Source organism: Oceaniglobus trochenteri, from assembly GCF_020529025.1.
In the GTDB taxonomy this organism is placed as follows: Bacteria; Pseudomonadota; Alphaproteobacteria; order Rhodobacterales; family Rhodobacteraceae; genus Oceaniglobus; species Oceaniglobus trochenteri.
This window is the reverse complement of record NZ_JACNMM010000016.1, coordinates 42,135-58,795: the sequence shown is the minus strand read 5'-3', so window position 1 is coordinate 58,795 and position 16,661 is coordinate 42,135. Positions and strand designations below refer to the sequence as shown.

At 65.0% G+C, this 16,661-nt stretch carries 13 protein-coding genes; 11 read left to right on the top strand and 2 right to left on the bottom strand.

All coding sequences use genetic code 11. The features are described from left to right. Positions 1–37: 37 nt before the first annotated feature. From H7828_RS20365 to H7828_RS20320, 10 genes are all read left to right on the top strand, one after another. Positions 38–1,252, top strand: coding sequence for an ABC transporter substrate-binding protein (locus tag H7828_RS20365; RefSeq protein WP_226782937.1), 1,215 nt, complete (start codon positions 38–40; stop codon positions 1,250–1,252). A gap of 117 nt (positions 1,253–1,369) precedes the next feature. Beyond that, positions 1,370–2,299, top strand: a complete 930-nt coding sequence (locus H7828_RS20360; protein ID WP_226782910.1) for a carbohydrate ABC transporter permease — start codon at positions 1,370–1,372, stop codon at positions 2,297–2,299. A gap of 80 nt (positions 2,300–2,379) precedes the next feature. After that, positions 2,380–3,228: a carbohydrate ABC transporter permease gene (locus H7828_RS20355; RefSeq protein WP_226782909.1), complete on the top strand. Its 849-nt coding sequence runs from the start codon at positions 2,380–2,382 to the stop codon at positions 3,226–3,228. Between the two features lie 8 nt (positions 3,229–3,236). Then, entirely contained in the window at positions 3,237–5,429 is a 2,193-nt protein-coding gene (locus H7828_RS20350) for an alpha-galactosidase (protein ID WP_226782908.1), read from the top strand. Next, the gene (locus H7828_RS20345) at positions 5,426–6,190 is read left to right on the top strand and encodes an SDR family NAD(P)-dependent oxidoreductase (RefSeq protein WP_226782907.1); all 765 of its coding nucleotides are present in this window, start codon (positions 5,426–5,428) and stop codon (positions 6,188–6,190) included. Before H7828_RS20350 ends, H7828_RS20345 begins: the two co-directional genes overlap by 4 nt. Before the next feature lie 2 nt (positions 6,191–6,192). Then, positions 6,193–7,119, top strand: coding sequence for a 2-dehydro-3-deoxygalactonokinase (locus H7828_RS20340; protein ID WP_226782906.1), 927 nt, complete (start codon positions 6,193–6,195; stop codon positions 7,117–7,119). Then, complete coding sequence (locus H7828_RS20335) at positions 7,116–7,721, top strand: 2-dehydro-3-deoxy-6-phosphogalactonate aldolase (protein ID WP_226782905.1); 606 nt, start codon at positions 7,116–7,118, stop codon at positions 7,719–7,721. The genes H7828_RS20340 and H7828_RS20335 overlap by 4 nt, the downstream gene beginning before the upstream one ends. Further along, positions 7,718–8,560 (top strand): SMP-30/gluconolactonase/LRE family protein, encoded by an 843-nt coding sequence (locus H7828_RS20330; protein ID WP_226782904.1) that lies wholly within the window; start codon positions 7,718–7,720, stop codon positions 8,558–8,560. The genes H7828_RS20335 and H7828_RS20330 overlap by 4 nt, the downstream gene beginning before the upstream one ends. A 23-nt stretch (positions 8,561–8,583) precedes the next feature. Further along, positions 8,584–10,482 (top strand): beta-galactosidase, encoded by a 1,899-nt coding sequence (locus H7828_RS20325; RefSeq protein WP_226782903.1) that lies wholly within the window; start codon positions 8,584–8,586, stop codon positions 10,480–10,482. Then, positions 10,467–11,471: an aldose epimerase family protein gene (locus H7828_RS20320; protein WP_226782902.1), complete on the top strand. Its 1,005-nt coding sequence runs from the start codon at positions 10,467–10,469 to the stop codon at positions 11,469–11,471. Before H7828_RS20325 ends, H7828_RS20320 begins: the two co-directional genes overlap by 16 nt. 92 nt (positions 11,472–11,563) lie before the next feature. Here H7828_RS20320 and polA read toward each other — a convergent pair whose 3' ends face one another. Next, the gene (gene polA / locus H7828_RS20315) at positions 11,564–14,365 is read right to left on the bottom strand and encodes a DNA polymerase I (RefSeq protein ID WP_226782901.1); all 2,802 of its coding nucleotides are present in this window, start codon (positions 14,363–14,365) and stop codon (positions 11,564–11,566) included. Positions 14,366–14,495: 130 nt separating this feature from the next. Continuing rightward, a complete protein-coding gene (locus tag H7828_RS20310; protein ID WP_226782900.1) occupies positions 14,496–14,675 on the bottom strand; it encodes a zinc-finger domain-containing protein in 180 nt (59 codons plus the stop codon). Positions 14,676–15,014: 339 nt separating this feature from the next. Here H7828_RS20310 and H7828_RS20305 point away from each other — a divergent pair, with 339 nt between their 5' ends. Further along, entirely contained in the window at positions 15,015–16,652 is a 1,638-nt protein-coding gene (locus tag H7828_RS20305; protein ID WP_226782899.1) for an ABC transporter substrate-binding protein, read from the top strand. The last annotated feature ends 9 nt before the right edge of the window (positions 16,653–16,661 follow it).

The window sequence follows — 16,661 nt, the reverse complement described above, 5'->3', positions numbered from 1 at the left end:
CACAGCGTCCGCCGCGGCGCTTGGCGTCTCTGCCGTGATGGCAACGGGCGCCCTTGCCGATGCCCATTCGCAGAACCTGTCCGGGGATCTGATCATCTTTTCCGACATGTCCAACCCTGCGCCCCGCGCGGTGATGGAAGGCATGGTGGAGCGGTTCGGGGAAATGCACCCCGATCTGAACATCGAACTGACGGTGATCGACCGCGAAGCCTACAAGACCCAGATCCGCAACTTCCTGACCGCCAATTCGCCGGACGTGGCCAACTGGTACGCGGGCAACCGCATGGCCCCCTATGTGGACGCCGGCCTGTTCGAGGACGTGTCGGACATCTGGGAAGGCACCCTGTCCGAGGAACTCGCCAGCACCAAGGGCGCGATGACCATGGATGGCAAGCAGTGGGGCGTGCCCTATACCTACTACCAGTGGGGCGTTTACTATCGTAAGGATATCTACGACCAGTACGGCCTGAGCGAACCGCAGGACTGGGACACCTTCAAGTCCAACTGCCAGACCCTGCTCGACAACGGCGTGAAGTGCTTCACCATCGGGACCAAGTTCCTGTGGACCGCCGGTGGCTGGTTCGACTACCTGAACATGCGCACCAACGGCTTCGACTATCACATGAAGCTGACGGCGGGCGAGATTCCCTGGACCGACGACGGCGTCAAGGCGACCTTCGCCAACTGGCGCGAGCTGATCGACATGGGCGCCTTCATCGACAACCACACCGCCTATAGCTGGCAAGAGGCCCTGCCCTTCATGACCGGTGGCGATGCTGCCGCCTACCTGATGGGCAACTTCGCCGTGGCCCCCCTGCGCGAAGCGGGCCTGAGCGACGATCAGCTGGATTACTTCCAGTTCCCCGCGATCAACGCCGATGTCGAACTGGGCGAAGACGCCCCGACCGACACCTTCCACATCCCCAGCGGTGCGGCCAACAAGGACAACGCCAAGGCCTTCCTGAAATGGGTCGTTTCGGCCGACAACCAGACCCTGATCAACGCGGGCAACGCGCTGGGTCAGCTTCCGGTCAACTCGAACTCCTCGGTGGATGACGACAAGTTCCTGAAGGAAGGCTTCGATGTCCTGTCCAACAAGGCACCGGGCGGCATCGCGCAGTTCTTCGACCGTGACGCCCCCGCCGAGATGGCCAAGGTCGCGATGGAGGGCTTCCAGGAATTCATGGTCCGCCCCGACAACATCGACAAGATCCTCGACCGGCTCGAGCGGGCCCGCGGCCGGATCTACTGATCCACGCCAAGTTACGGCATGAAACGGGTTGCGGGCGGCCAATGGTGCCGCCCCACCCCACACCCGGACCGCGCGGCGCAGACCCGGTCCGCCCCACACCCAAGACCAGGTGGCCCCATGACCCACGCAACCCTGCCCGACACCCATCCCCAGGGGCCGAAACGCAACTGGTGGCACCGCAACCAGATCGCGATCTCGCCCTGGCTCTTCCTTGCGCCGGGGATGATCTTCTTTGCCTTCTACGTGATCTTCCCGATCTTCCAGTCGTTCCAGATCTCGACGCTGCGCTGGGATGGCCTGGGCGCGCCCGAATTCATCGGCCTTCAGAACTACGAAGAGCTCTACTATGACGATGCCTTCTATACCTCGCTCAGGAACAACCTGATCTGGCTGGTGCTCTACCTGCTGGCCATTCCGGCGGGCCTGTTCATCGCGCTGTTCCTGAACCAGACGGTCACCGGCATCCGCCTCTACAAATCCCTGTTCTTCTTTCCCTTCGTGATCTCGCAGGTCGTCGTCGGCCTGGTCTTCACCTGGTTCTACGATCCCACCTTCGGCTTGCTGAACATCATCCTCGGCTGGGTCGGCCTCGGCCCGATCAACGTGCTGGGCGATCCGACCTATGTGACCTACGGCATCATCGCCGCGGGGCTGTGGCCGCAGACGGCCTATTGCATGATCCTCTATCTCACCGGTCTGAACGGCGTGAACCCCGAACAGATCGAGGCCGGGCGGCTGGACAATGCCAAGGGCTGGAAGATGCTCTGGTACATCATCATCCCGCAGCTCAAGCCCGCCACCTTCATCGCCTTCGTCGTCACCATCATCGGCGCGCTGCGCAGTTTCGACCTGATCTCGATCATGACCAACGGCGGCCCCTTCGGCGAATCCCGCGTGCTGTCCTTCTACATGTTCGAAGTGGCGCTGTCGGAATACGGCTTCCGCATGGGATACGGCGCGGCCATCGCCGTGGTGCTGTTCCTGATCATGCTCTGCTTCATCGCCTATTTCCTGTGGTCGATGTACCAGGAGGACAAGGCAAGATGACCGCCCAGTTTCTTCTTTGTCCAAATACTCGCGCCGCAGGCATGGCCCGCAGGGCCATTCAGCGAAAGGACGGCTAAGCCATGTTCCCCACCCCCGTCGAAAAGACCCCCCGCGCATGGCAGCTGACCTACCAGTCGCTGCTGCCCGTGGCCCTTGTGCTCTGGCTGCTGCCGCTGATCTCGATCATGGTGTTCAGCATCAAGCCCGACGCCGATTTCACCACCGGCAACTACTGGGGCTGGCCCTCCAGCTTCGAAGGCCTCACCAACTATGGCAAGGTCTTCTTCGAATCCGACATGCCGCGCTACCTGCTGAACTCGGTTTTCATCACCGTGCCCACGGTGGTGGGTTGCATCATCCTGTCTTCGATGACGGGGTTCGCGCTGGGGATCTACAGGTTCAAGGCGAACCTCTGGATCTTCTTCATGTTCGTGGCGGGCAACTTCGTGCCGTTCCAGATCCTGATGGTGCCGGTGCGCGATCTCACGCTCGACATGGGGCTTTACAATACGAAGACCGGCCTCGTGCTGTTTCATATCGCATTTCAGACCGGGTTCTGCACCCTTTTCATGCGCAATTTCATCCGCGCCCTGCCCTATGAACTGATCGAGGCGGCCCGGGTCGAGGGCGTGGCCGAATGGCGCATCTTCTGGTACGTCGTCCTGCCGCTGATGAAACCGGCGCTTGCCGCCATGGCGGTTCTGATCTTCACCTTCATCTGGAACGACTACTTCTGGGCCGTCGTGCTGACCCAGGGCGTCGAAAGCCAGCCGGTAACGGCGGGCATCACCAGCTTCAACGCCCAGTACCGCGCGGCCTATCACCTGATGAGCGCGGGCAGCATCGTCGCCGCCCTGCCGCCGGTGGCGATGTTCTTCCTGATGCAGAAACACTTCATCGCGGGCCTGACCCTTGGCGCCGTGAAATAAGGACCACCATGACCGACGAAACGATCCGCGCCTGGCGGATGGATACCCGCGACCAGACCCTTGTCCTGGTCAGCCGCGACGACGCCCTGCCCGAATGCATCTATTGGGGCGCGCCCCTGCCGGAAGACGAAGACCTGGAAACGCTGGCATCGGCGGCGGTGATGGACGTGACGGGCGGGATGCTGGATGCCAGCCCGCCCCTGTCGCTGTCCCCCGAGGCGCGGCGCAGCTTTCCCGGCCAGCCGGGGATGATGCTGCGGGATGGTGGGGGGGCGATAATTCTTCCCACATTTGCGCTCAGAGATGTGACAACGTCCGATACAATAAACGAAGGGCATCCCCCGGTCGCGGGTGGGGGAGAAGCCCCCGCCCGGGGGGGCGGTCGGGGGATGCCCGGCCTGCCGCCGGGCGGAACGGATGGTGATGTGCTGCGCTTCACCTGCGAAGATGCGCGAAACGCCCTCACCTACACCGCCACCTTCACCGCCCACGACGATCTCATAACCGCACGGGCCACACTCACCTGCGGACACCCCATCCACCTCGACTGGCTGGCCGCCCCCGTCTTGCCCGCGCCGCAACTTGCCGATGAGGTGATCGACGTTTCGGGCCGGTGGATCGGCGAATTCCGGTTGAACCGAACCCCCTGGACCCCCGGCATCCACATGCGCGAAAGCCGCACAGGGCGCAGCGGGCACGAACATTTCCCCGGCCTGATCCTACCCTGCCGGGGCACCACGAACACGCAGGGCCAGGCGTTCGGGCTGCACTATGGCTGGTCGGGCGGACACCGCATGATTGCCGAGGAACTGCCCGATGGCCGCCGCCAGGTGCAGTTCGGCCATGCCGCGCAGAGCGAAACCGAACCGGGCACGCGGTTCGAGACGGCCAAGATCTACCTCACCCATTCCACAACCGGCCTGAACGGCATCGCCACCGCCCATCAGCGCCACGCCCGCGACCGGATCGTGACATGGCCGCACCCGGACCGCCCGCGCCCCGTGCATTACAACTGCTGGGAGGCGGTCTATTTCAACCACGACCTGGCCGAGCTGAAGGACATCGCCAGCCGCGCCGCCGCCCTGGGCGCTGAACGCTTCGTGCTGGACGATGGCTGGTTCGGGCGGCGTGATGATGACACGACCTCGCTGGGCGACTGGGTGATTGATCCGCGCAAGTACCCAGGTGGCCTGACCCCGCTGATCGACCATGTGAAGGCCGAGGGCATGGGTTTCGGCATCTGGTTCGAACCCGAGATGGTGAACCGCGACAGCGACCTGGCCCGCGCCCACCCCGACTGGATCCTCGGCCCCGCCGACCAGATCCCGGGGCGCCAGCAATTCGTGCTGAACATCGCCCTGCCCGAGGTGCGCGAATACCTCTACAACCATATCGCGGCGGTGCTGTCGGCCCATGATGTCGATTACGTCAAATGGGATCACAACCGCGTTTTGCCCGCCCCCGATGCGGCCCAGACGCGCGGCACCTATGCCCTGTTCGACCGGCTGCGCGCCGATTTTCCGCATGTCGAACTGGAAAGTTGCGCCAGCGGCGGTGGGCGGATCGACTTCGGCATCCTGAAGCGCACCGCGCGCGTCTGGCTTTCCGACAGCAACGATGCGCTGGAACGCCTGCGCATCCAGCACGACGCCGCCCTGTTCCTGCCCATGGCCGTCACCGGCAGCCATGTCGGCCCGCGCCAGTGCCACACCTCGGGGCGGGTTCTGGACATCCGGTTCCGCGCCTGGGTGGCCGCGCAGCGCCACATGGGGTTCGAGATGGACCCACGGGAACTGACCGAGGACGAGGCGCGCGTCCTGCAAGAGGTCACCGCCTGGTGGAAGGCCAACCGCGGCTGGATGTGCCGGGGCGATATCCTGCGGCTCGACAGTGCCGATCCCTCGGTGATCGCGGAACAGCAGCTGTCACGCGACGGCGCGCGTTTCGTCGTCTTCGCGGGGGAGGCGGAAACCAGCGCCCAGATCGCGCCGCGCCCCTTGCGCCTGACCGGCCTTGACGCTGGGGCAAGATATCGTATGCACCTTGCCAACCGCGCTGATGCGGTTGGCCTGTCGCGCGGCGATCCCGCGCTGAAATCCGGAGATATCGAGGTTTCGGGCCAGTACCTGATGCAACACGGCCTGACCCTGCCCTGGGCCTTTCCACAATCCATGTGGGTGATCGAAGGAACGCGACTATGACAGCAACATTCCCCGATTTGCGCGGAAAATCGGTGTTCATCACCGGCGGCGGCTCGGGCATCGGCGCCGCGCTGACCGACGGCTTCCTGGCGCAGGGGGCGAAGGTGGCCTTCGTGCAGCGCAGCGATGCCAGCGCCTTCCAGGACGAGATGGAGCGCAAGCACGGCCAGCGCCCCTGGTTCCAACCCTGCGACGTCACCGATATCGCCGCCCTGCAGGGTGCCATCGCCGAAGCCGCCCGGGCCAACGGGCCAATCACGGTTCTGCTGAACAATGCCGCCAACGACAGGCGCCATGCGACCATGGATGTCACCCCCGAGGAATGGGATAACCTGATCGCCATCAACCTGCGCCCCTTCCTCTTTGCGCTTCAGGCGGTGGTGCCGGGCATGCGCGCGGCCGGTGGCGGGGCGGTGGTGAACCTGTCGTCGATCTCCTACATGATGGGACATGCGGGAATGCCGGTCTATACGACCTCGAAATCGGGCATCAACGCCATGACACGCGCCCATGCCCATGAATTCGGGCGCGATGGAATCAGGGTCAACACCCTGACGCCCGGCATGGTCCTGACCGAACGCCAGTTGCGCGAAGTGGTCAGCGAAGACGACATTTCCACCCATATCGCCCGCCAGGCCCTTCCGGTGCGCATCGGCCCCGAAGACATGGTTGGCCCGGCCCTCTTTCTGGCCTCGGATGCTTCGCGTATGGTGACGGGGCAGGCCCTTGTCGTCGATGGCGGCTTTGTAACGACAGGATGAAGATGACCAAGGCTATCACCCCCGAATGGATCGCCGTCGACTGGGGCACGACGCATTGCCGCGCCTGGGCCATGGGCGCAGATGGTGAAATCCTGGCCGATGCCCGGTCGTCGGCCGGCATGGGCACGCTTGAGCGCGAGGGTTACGAACCCGCCCTGCTGGACATGGTGGGCGCCTGGCTTGGCGGGCGCGACGGCGAAAATCCCATGCGCATCATCTGCTGCGGCATGGTGGGCGCGCGCCAGGGCTGGATCGAGGCGGCCTATTGCGCCGTGCCCTGCCCGCCCCTGTCGCCCGACCTGACCCGCGCCCCGACGACCGATGCGCGCCTTGACGTGCGCATCGTGCCCGGCCTGAAACAGCAGAAGCCTGCCGACGTGATGCGCGGCGAGGAAACCCAGATCGCAGGTTTCATCGCCCTGAACCCCAATTTCGACGGCGTGCTGTGCCAGCCCGGCACCCACACCAAATGGGTGCACATCAGCGCCGGCGAGGTGGTCAGCTTTCAGACCGCCATGACCGGCGATCTCTTTGCCGCGATTTCGGGCCACAGCGTGCTGCGCCACTCCGTGTCCGTCGATGGCTGGGATGATGACGCCTTTGACGCGGCCCTCTCGGACGGCCTGGCCAAGCCTGAATCCCTGGCCGCCCGCCTGTTTGCCCTGCGCGCCGAGGGCCTGTTGCATGGCCTGCCCAACGCCTCGGCCCGCGCCCGCCTGTCGGGCCTGCTGATCGGGGCCGAACTGGCCGCGACCCGGCCCTATTGGCTGGGCCAGCAGGTGGCGCTGATCGGCGCCGACACGCTTTGCGCCCATTACGCCACGGCCCTGGCCGCCCAGGGCATCACCGCGAAACGCACCGATGGCGATGCCCTTACACGGGCCGGCCTGATCGCCGCCCATTCCCTCACGAAGGAGCCCACGACATGAGCCGCCCCCTGATCGCCATCCTGCGCGGAATCGACCCCACCGAAGCCGCCCCCGTTGCCGCCGCCCTGATCGAGGCCGGGATCACCCGGATCGAGGTGCCTTTGAACTCGCCCTCGCCCTATGACAGCATCGAGGCGATGGTGCAGGCCCATGGAGAGGACGCGCTGATTGGCGCGGGCACCGTTCTTTCGCCCGAGCAGGTGGCAAACGTCTATCGCGTGGGCGGCCGTCTGATCGTGTCGCCCAACTGCGACCCCGAGGTGATCCGCGCCACCAAGGTTCTGGAAATGCAAAGCTTTCCGGGCATCCTGACCCCCACCGAATGCTTTGCCGCGCTGAAGCATGGCGCCGATGGCGTCAAGGTCTTCCCGGCGTTCCAGATGGGCATCGAGGGGCTGAAGGCCCTGCGCGCCGTTCTGCCCGTGGACACCAAGGTGTTCATGGTGGGCGGCGTGGGGCCCGACAACTTCCGCGACTGGCTGAGCGCGGGCGCCGAGGGCTTTGGCATCGGCACCGCCCTCTATCGCCCCGGCGACAGCGTGTCCGACGTGGCCGCACGCGCCGCGACCATGGTAAAAGCATATGATGAGGCAGTAGCATGAACATCTCCGTATTCGATCCGACACCCTGCACCCTGGGCGAAGGCCCCCTGTGGCATCCGGGCCTGAACTGCCTGTTCTGGTTCGACATCCTGGGAAAGAAGCTGTTCCAGAACCGCGACGGCCAGACCCGCCAGTGGCAGTTCGACGAATATGTCTCGGCCGCCGGCTGGCTGGATGACGAGAACCTGCTGATCGCCTCGGCCACGCGGTTGTTCCGTTTCAACCTGGAAACCGCCGCGCAGGAAACCATCTGTGCCCTGGACGCCGACAACCCCGACACCCGGTCGAACGATGGCCGCGCCGACCCCTACGGCGGCTTCTGGATCGGCACCATGCGCGTTGACGCCGGCCAGGACGGCGGCGCGATCTATCGCTTTTACAAGGGCGAAGTGCGCAAGCTTTTCGATCCGATCACCATCAGCAACGCCATCAGCTTTGCCCCCGACGGCAAGACCGCCTGCTTCACCGACACCAAGACCCAGGTCGTGCACCGCGTCGCCCTGGACGCCGATGGCTGGCCCGCGGGCGAACCGGAAGTGCATGTCGATCTGCGCGAAACCGAACTGCGCCCCGACGGTGCCGTGTTCGATGCCGCCGGCAACCTGTGGATCGCCTTCTTCGGCGCCGCGCGCGTGGGGTGCTATGGCCCCGATGGCCAGGAAAAGGCGCATTTCCCCCTGCCCGCCGCGCAGATCACCTGCCCGGCCTTCGGCGGCCCCGACATGACGACGCTGTTCTGCACCTCGGCCGCGGTCAACGATGACGGCCCCGCCGCAGGTCAGACCTTCGCGATCGAAACCGACGTGAAGGGCCAGGCGGAACATCAGGTGAAGCTCTGAGCGCAGCGACGATGGAAACGGCCATGCCCCCCCGAACAACCGGTGTTTGCTATTACCCCGAACACTGGCCCGAAGACCAATGGCCCGAAGATGCCGCACGCATGGTGGCCGCGGGCCTGACCTGGGTTCGCATCGGTGAATTCGCCTGGAGCCGGATCGAGCCGCGCCCCGGCGCGTTCGATTTCGGCTGGCTGGACCGTGCCATCGACGTTCTGGGCGCGGCGGGGCTGAAGGTGATACTCGGCACCCCCACAGCCACGCCGCCCCACTGGGTGCTGGACAAGCACCCCGACATGCTGGCCGTCGATGCCGCCGGGAAGCCGCGCAAGTTCGGCTCGCGTCGCCATTACTGCTTTTCGCACCGGGGTTACCGCGATGAATGCTATCGCATCGTCACCCTTCTGGGCGAACGCTATGGCAAGAATCCCCATATCCACGCCTGGCAGATCGACAACGAATATGGCTGCCACGACACCACGGTCAGCTATTCCAGCGCGGCGCGCGATGCCTTCCGCGACTGGTGCGCCCAGCGTTACCAATCCGCCGACGCCCTGAACCGCGCCTGGGGCAACGTCTTCTGGTCGATGGAATACGACGAGATCGACGATATCGACCTGCCCAACCTCACCGTGACCGAACCGAACCCGGCCCATGTCCTGGCCTTTCGCCGGTTCAGCAGCGATCAGGTGGTCAGCTTCAACAAGCTACAGGCCGATGTGCTGCGCAAGCACACCGACCGCCCGCTGATCCACAACTACATGGGCCGCGAACTCGCCTTTGATCATTTCGCCGTGGGCGCCGATCTGGATATCGCCAGCTGGGATTCCTATCCCATCGGGTTCCTCTCTGACCGGATCGAGGCAAGCGCCGATCACAAGGCGCATTTCCTGCGCCAGGGCGATCCGGACATGCAGGCCTTTCACCATGACATCTACCGCGCCGTTGGCCGGGGCAGATGGTGGGTGATGGAGCAACAGCCCGGCCCGGTGAACTGGGCGCCCTACAACCCCGCCCCCCTGCCCGGCATGGCCCGCCTCTGGGCGCACGAGGCCTTCGCCCACGGGGCCGAGGCGGTGTGTTACTTCCGCTGGCGCCAGGCCTCCTTCGCACAGGAACAGCAGCACGCCGGCCTTCTGCGCCCCGACAGCGCCGATGCCCCCGCCCTTGCCGAAGCCGCACAGGTGGCCAGGGAACTGGCCGATTTCCCCGAGACCGGCACCGCCACGGCGCGCGTGGCGCTGGTGTTCGACTATGCCTCGGCCTGGGCATGGGAAACGCAACCCCAGGGCGCCGATTTCGATTACTTCCGTCTGACCTTCGCCACCTACCGCGCGTTGCGCCGCGCCGGGCTGTCGGTGGACGTGGTGAACGCCACGGGCGATATCCTGGGCTATGACCTGATCCTTGCACCCGGCATCGCCACCCTGCCGCAATCCCTGCTCGATCAACTGGCCCGGTTCAAGGGCACCGCCCTGATCGGCCCGCGCAGCAATGCCAAGACCCCGGAAATGGCCATCCCGGTGCCCCTGCCCCCCAACCTGCCCGGCCTTGATGCCGTGGTTTCCCTGGTCGAAAGCCTGCCGCCCGGCACCACCGTACCGTTGGAACAAGGCGGCGCCTTCGCCCACTGGTTCGAACATCTGGACAGCGCCGCCGTCAGCGAAACCACCGCCGACGGACGGCCCGCCATCGCCAGTGCCGGCAAGCTGCACTATCTGGCCGGCTGGCCAGACGAGGCGGCCTTTGACCGGATCATCGCCGGGGCCTGCGCCGCCGTGGGGATCGAAACCATCGCCCTTCCCGAAGGGCTTCGCATCCGCGACACCACGACCCACCGGTTCTGGTTCAACTATTCGCCCGAGGACATCACGTTCCGGGGGCTCACTCACAAGGCGGCAGGTGTCACATGGCAGACAATGTAAAACCCTTCGGCACCCGGCGCGACGGCCGCGAGGTGCAGGCGATCACGCTGGACAACGGCACCCTGCGCGCCACCGTCCTGACCCATGGCGCGGTGCTGCAATCGCTGCGCCTGAAGGATGTCGCGCATAACCTGACCCTGGGGTTTCCCGACCTTGCCTCGTATGACGGAAAGTTCCCGCATTTCGGCTCGGTCATTGCGCCGGTCGCCAACCGCATCGGCGGCGCACAGGCGGTCATCGACGGTGAAACCTGCCACTTCTCGCAGGATATCAAGGGCGTGACCCTGCACAGCGGCCCCACCAGCAGCCAGCATGACGTCTGGACGCTGGGCGATCACGGGCCCGATTTCGTGACCCTGACGCTGGACCTTGCCGATGGGCGCGGCGGCTTTCCCGGCAACCGCCACCTGTCGGTCACCTATCGGCTGAAGGGCGACACGCTGCACCTCGACATCATGGCGACAAGCGATCGTGAAACCCTGATGAACATTGCCCATCACGGGTACTGGAATCTTGACGGCACCGAAACCTGGGCCGACCACAGCCTGCGCCTTGATGCCGACAACGTGCTGGCCGTCGACCCCGAGGTGATCTTGCCCACGGGCGATCTTGTTCCGCTGGACGACCACCCCTTCGATTTCCGCGAGGCCCGTCGCATCGCCCCCGGCGATATTCCCGAACTCGATCACAACTTCTGCCTCGCCCCCGCCCGGCGCGGGCTGACGCCGGTTCTGGCCCTGACGGGGAGCGGCGGCGTGACGATGGAGATTTCCACCACCGAACCCGGCGTGCAGATCTTCGGCGCCGGCACCATCGACACCGGCGATACGCCCTCGCTTCACGGCCATTCCTACGGGCGCCACTGCGGAATCGCCATCGAACCCCAGGCCTGGCCCGATGCCCCGAACCATGCCGGGTTTCCCTCCATCACCCTGTCCCCCGGTGCAACCTATCACCAGGTGACAACCTTCCGCTTCACCCGGGGCTAAGCGGCCGGCCACCGGTTTATCAGGATTGCCCCGGCGCGCCGGGGCGAGCGGGTGGGCGGCGTGCCGGGGCAATCCTGCCCCGGGTACTGGCCTCAGTGGGCCTCGGCCCAATTGGCGCCCTGCCCGGCCTCCACGCTCAGGGAAACGTCCAGATGCACCGCCGGGGCCGCCGCCCCCTCCATCACATCACGGGCGGCGGCGATCAGATCGTCAACCGCACCCTCCTCGACCTCGAACAGAAGTTCGTCGTGCACCTGCAACAGCATCTTTGCGGGCAGCCCCGCGATGGCCTGTGGCATCCGCACCATGGCCCGCCGGATCACATCGGCCGCGCTGCCCTGGATCGGCGCGTTGATGGCCGCCCGCTTGGCGAAACCGGCACCGGGGCCGCGGGCGTTGATTTCGGGCGTGTTGATCTTGCGCCCGAACAGCGTCTGGACATATCCGTGCTCCTTGGCGAAGGCGATGGTTTCGTCCATGTAATCGCGGATGCCGGGGAAACGCTCGAAATAACGGTCGATGAAGCCCTGAGCCTCCGCACGCGGAATCCGCAGATTGCGCGCAAGGCCAAAGCCCGAAATCCCGTAGATCACGCCAAAGTTGATCGCCTTGGCCTGACGGCGCACCATGGGGTCCATCCCCTCGAGCGGCACGCCGAACATTTCCGCCGCCGTCATGGCGTGAATATCCTGCCCGTCGCGGAAGGCCTGCTTCAGCGCGTCGATCCCGGCGACATGGGCCAGAATGCGCAATTCGATCTGGGAATAATCCAGTGACACCAGCCGCTTGCCCTCAGGCGCGACAAAGGCCTCGCGGATCCGCCTGCCCTCCTCGGAACGCACGGGGATATTCTGCAGGTTCGGATCCGTCGAGGCCAGCCGCCCGGTGTTCGCGCCGGCGATGGAGTAAGACGTATGCACCCGCCCCGTATCGGGGTTGATGTGTTCCTGAAGCGCGTCGGTATAGGTCGACTTCAGCTTGGAAAGCTGGCGCCAGTCCAGAACCCGGCCCGGCAGGTCATGCTCTGTCGCCAGGTCCTCCAGCACGTCGGCGCCGGTGGCATAGGCGCCGGTTTTGCCCTTCTTGCCACCCTCAAGGCCCATCTCGTCGAACAGGATTTCGCCCAGCTGCTTGGGGGAACCGACGTTGAAGCTGCGCCCGGCCAGTTCGTGAATCTCGGCCTCGAGCCCCGCCATCTTCTGGGCAAAGGCGTTGGACATGCGCGAGAGCGTGTCGCGGCTCACCTCGATCCCGTGCATCTCCATCTGCGCGAGGACCGGCACCAGCGGCCGTTCAAGGGTTTCATAGACCGTCGTCACCCGCGCGCGGTGCAATTGCGGCTTGAACAACTGCCAGAGGCGCAGGGTGATATCGGCATCCTCGGCCGCGTATTTCACCGCATCCGGCAGTGGCACCCGGTCGAAGGTCTTTGCCGACTTGCCCGTGCCCAGAAGCGACTTGATGGCAATGGGCGTGTGCCCGAGATAACGGTCGGCCAGCCCGTCCATGCCGTGATTGTGCAACCCGGCATGCATGGCATAGGACATCAGCATTGTGTCGTCGATCGGCGCGATGGAAATGCCGTGCCGCGCGAAGATCTTGGCGTCGTATTTCATGTTCTGGCCGATCTTCATCACCGCCGGGTCTTCCAGAAGCGGCTTCAGAAGGACCAGCGCCTCGTCCGGGTCCATCTGTCCCTCGGCCAGGTCCTCGCTGCCGAAAAGGTCGTCCGTCGCCTCGGCGCGGTGGGTCAGCGGGATATAGCAGGCCTGCCCCGGTTCGACCGCCAGGGATATGCCCACCAGATCGGCGCGCATTTCATCAAGCGCCGTGGTTTCGGTATCGACGGCCACCCAGCCCCGCGCATGGGCCCGGGCGATCCAGGCCTTCAGGGCCTCGGCATCCCTCACATGCTCGTAGGCATCGGCGTCGAAGGGCACGGCATCGGGTGTCGGCGCATCCTCGGGGGCGGGGGGCGTGTCGTCAATGGTCGGGGCCTTGGTGCCCAGCGCCTCGGCCACCCGCTTGGTGACGGTGCGGAACTCCATCTCGGCCAGAAAGCCCAGCAGATCGTCGGCAACCGGCGGCTTCACCTCAAGCGATTCGAGGCTGTAATCCAGCTCCATGTCGCAATCCAGTTGCACCAGCCGGCGCGACAGGCGGATCTGGTCGGCATGGTCGATCAGGGTCTGGCGGCGCTTGGGCTGCTTGATCTCGCCCGCCCGCTCCAGCAGCGTGTCCAGATCGCCGAACTCGTTGATCAGCAGGGCTGCGGTCTTGATCCCGATTCCCGGCGCGCCGGGCACGTTGTCCACCGAATCCCCGGCCAGGGCCTGCACGTCGACCACGCGGTCAGGGCCGACCCCGAACTTGGCATGAACGCCCTCGGCATCGATGCGGGCGTTCTTCATGGCGTCGAACATTTCCACACCGCCGCCCACCAGCTGCATCAGGTCCTTGTCGGAACTGATGATGGTCACGCGCCCCCCCGCCTCGCGGGCACGACAGGCCAGCGTGGCGATGATGTCGTCGGCCTCGAACCCCTCCTGTTCCAGACAGGCGATGTTGAAGGCGCGGGTGGCATCGCGGGTCAGCGGAATCTGCGGGCGCAGATCCTGGGGCATCTCATCGCGGTTGGCCTTGTAGAGATCGTACATCTCGTTGCGGAAGGTGTGGCTGCCCTTGTCGAAGACGACGGCAGCATGGGTCGGGGCATCGGGGCCGCGATTGTCCTCGATCATCTTCCACAGCATGTTGACGAAACCGCTGACCGCCCCCACGGGCAAGCCGTCGGACTTGCGCGTCAGCGGCGGCAGCGCGTGATAAGCCCGGAATATGAAGGCCGAGCCATCCACCAGGCTCAGGTGATGGCCTTTGCCGAACGTGTCGCCCATATCATTCCTCCTGCCCCGGACCGCACCCGATCCAAAGGAGGCGCCAGAGGCGCCAATTCACATCCCCATCCCCGCCTTTCAGGCGGGCACGGGTCCCGCTGGCGCCCGGCCTCGGCCGGACGGCGCCCTCTTAATGGTCGTCTCCGTCGCCTTCCAGCACATAGCGCTTGTCGCAATAGCCGCATTCGACCCAACCGGTATCGACCGGGATCTGCAACCAGACACGCGGATGTCCCAGCGCCCCTTCGCCGCCATCGCAGGCGACACGGCGGCTGTGAACGATTTCGGTTTCAGGCGCTTGGCTGTTCATCATCTGTCTCTTTTCAAATCGGTCGGGTCAGGCGTCATGATACCTATCGCCCCCGCCCGGGCAAGGCCACACCCCGCGTGCGCCCGCCTCCTCTTTCTTTGGGGCGGGGTCTGACACAGCCGGGGCGCAAAGGAACCCCATCTGTTTCGCGCAGCACCCCCTTTTCAGCCCAGGCGCGGCAAAGGCCGCCGGAGGGGGACGGCGTTTCATGCAGATGTCATCCGAGCATCACATAGCTGTAGCGGTTCTGCGGTCTACGAAGACACGCCGGGCGGGCCGATGCGCCGCCCGCTGATCAACATTTGCCTCGCAAAAGCGAACCGACCGGAGAGCTTCACGATGAATATGAACCGACGTCACGTCATGGGCCTGATGGGGGCGACCGCCTCCGGGCTTTTCCTGCCGAGCCATCTGCGCGCCCAGCAAAACCGTCCCTCGATCAGGATTGCGGTACAGCAAGTCGTGATCAACAACACGCTCGACCCGTGGAACGAACAGTCGAATGTCGGCGAGCGGGCGCTTTTCCCGAACCTCTGGGAAGGGCTGCTGCTGCGCGACTGGATGGGCAACCAGGGCCCGGTGCCGGGCCTGGCGACCGAATGGAAGCGGCTGGATGAAAAGACCGTCGAACTGAAGCTGCGCAAGGGCGTGAAATTCCACAACGGCGACGAGATGACAGCCGAGGATGTGGTCTTTTCGCTTTCCCCCGAACGGCTTTTCGGCGAGACGCAGCCGGCGGGCGGCAAGACCATCTATGCCGAGAACTATACGCGCACGACGGGCAAGGATATTCCCGCCGCCCTGCCGGGCATCGCGCGCCGCAAGTGGCCCTCGCTGGCCGGGGTCGAGGCCGTCGACAAGTATACTGTGCGCTTCCACAACGCGACGCCGGATGTGACGATGGAAGGGCGCCTCTACGCCGGCGGCAGCATCGTTGCCAACCGCCGGGCCTGGGACGAAGCATCGTCCTACGATGACTGGGCGAAGAAGCCGGTCACCACCGGCCCCTACTACGTCGAGGATTTTCAGCCCGACGTGTCGCTGACGCTGCGGGCCCATGATGATTACTGGGGTGGCCGCCCGCCCCTGGAAACGATCACCTTCGTGGAAGTGCCGGAAGTTGCAAGCCGCGTGAACGGCCTTCTGTCCGGCGAATATGACTTCGCCTGCGACCTGCCGCCCGACCAGTTGGGAACGGTGATGAACGCGCCGGGTCTGGAAGTGCAGAACTCCACCATCTGGAACCACCGCGTGAACGTCTTCACGCAGGACCATGAACAACTTCAGAACCCGCTGGTGCGCCGCGCCATGACCCATGCGATCGACCGCAAGACCATCGTCGAGGCGCTTTGGGCCAATCAGACCGAAGTGCCCGCCGGTCTTCAGTTCGAAAGCTTCCGCACCTCGGACATGTTCATCGAAGGCTGGGCCGCCCCCGAGTACGACCCAGAACTGGCGCGCCAGATGCTGAAGGACGCCGGCTACAAGGGCGATCCGATCCCCTTCCGCCTGCTGAACAACTACTACATCAATCAGGTGCCCAACGGACAGATCCTGACCGAGATGTGGAACCAGGTCGGTCTCAACGTCGAGATCGAGATGAAAGAGAACTGGGGCCAGATCCTTGCACAGGATACCCCGCGCGGGGTGCGCGACTGGTCGGCCTCCAACACGATCAACGATCCGATCTCGCCGATGGTGGTGCAGTTCGGGCCCAATGGCTCGGCCCAGCAGAACCGCGAATGGACCAATGCCGAGTTCAACGATCTTTGCCAGGTGATGGAAACGTCGACCGACCACGCCAGACGCAAGCAGGCCATCGCACGGATGTTGACGATCGCCGAGCGCGAGGACCCGGCCTATAACATCCTGCATCAGAACGCCGTCTTCACGGGCATGCGGTCAAGCCTGAACTGGAAGGCAGCCCCCGCCTTTGCCATGGATTTCCGCGCCTCGAACTGGCCCGGCCAATCCTGACCCCCTGCT

What these genes read in the sequence shown, in the direction of transcription:
- H7828_RS20305 (WP_226782899.1), top strand. Translation starts at nt 15,015, where the DNA reads ATGAATATGAACCGACGTCACGTCATGGGCCTGATGGGGGCGACCGCC.
- H7828_RS20355 (WP_226782909.1), top strand. Translation starts at nt 2,380, where the DNA reads ATGTTCCCCACCCCCGTCGAAAAGACCCCCCGCGCATGGCAGCTGACC.
- H7828_RS20325 (WP_226782903.1), top strand. Translation starts at nt 8,584, where the DNA reads ATGCCCCCCCGAACAACCGGTGTTTGCTATTACCCCGAACACTGGCCC.
- H7828_RS20365 (WP_226782937.1), top strand. Translation starts at nt 38, where the DNA reads ATGGCAACGGGCGCCCTTGCCGATGCCCATTCGCAGAACCTGTCCGGG.
- H7828_RS20335 (WP_226782905.1), top strand. Translation starts at nt 7,116, where the DNA reads ATGAGCCGCCCCCTGATCGCCATCCTGCGCGGAATCGACCCCACCGAA.
- H7828_RS20360 (WP_226782910.1), top strand. Translation starts at nt 1,370, where the DNA reads ATGACCCACGCAACCCTGCCCGACACCCATCCCCAGGGGCCGAAACGC.
- H7828_RS20350 (WP_226782908.1), top strand. Translation starts at nt 3,237, where the DNA reads ATGACCGACGAAACGATCCGCGCCTGGCGGATGGATACCCGCGACCAG.
- H7828_RS20340 (WP_226782906.1), top strand. Translation starts at nt 6,193, where the DNA reads ATGACCAAGGCTATCACCCCCGAATGGATCGCCGTCGACTGGGGCACG.
- H7828_RS20310 (WP_226782900.1), bottom strand. Translation starts at nt 14,675, where the DNA reads ATGAACAGCCAAGCGCCTGAAACCGAAATCGTTCACAGCCGCCGTGTC.
- polA (WP_226782901.1), bottom strand. Translation starts at nt 14,365, where the DNA reads ATGGGCGACACGTTCGGCAAAGGCCATCACCTGAGCCTGGTGGATGGC.
- H7828_RS20330 (WP_226782904.1), top strand. Translation starts at nt 7,718, where the DNA reads ATGAACATCTCCGTATTCGATCCGACACCCTGCACCCTGGGCGAAGGC.
- H7828_RS20320 (WP_226782902.1), top strand. Translation starts at nt 10,467, where the DNA reads ATGGCAGACAATGTAAAACCCTTCGGCACCCGGCGCGACGGCCGCGAG.
- H7828_RS20345 (WP_226782907.1), top strand. Translation starts at nt 5,426, where the DNA reads ATGACAGCAACATTCCCCGATTTGCGCGGAAAATCGGTGTTCATCACC.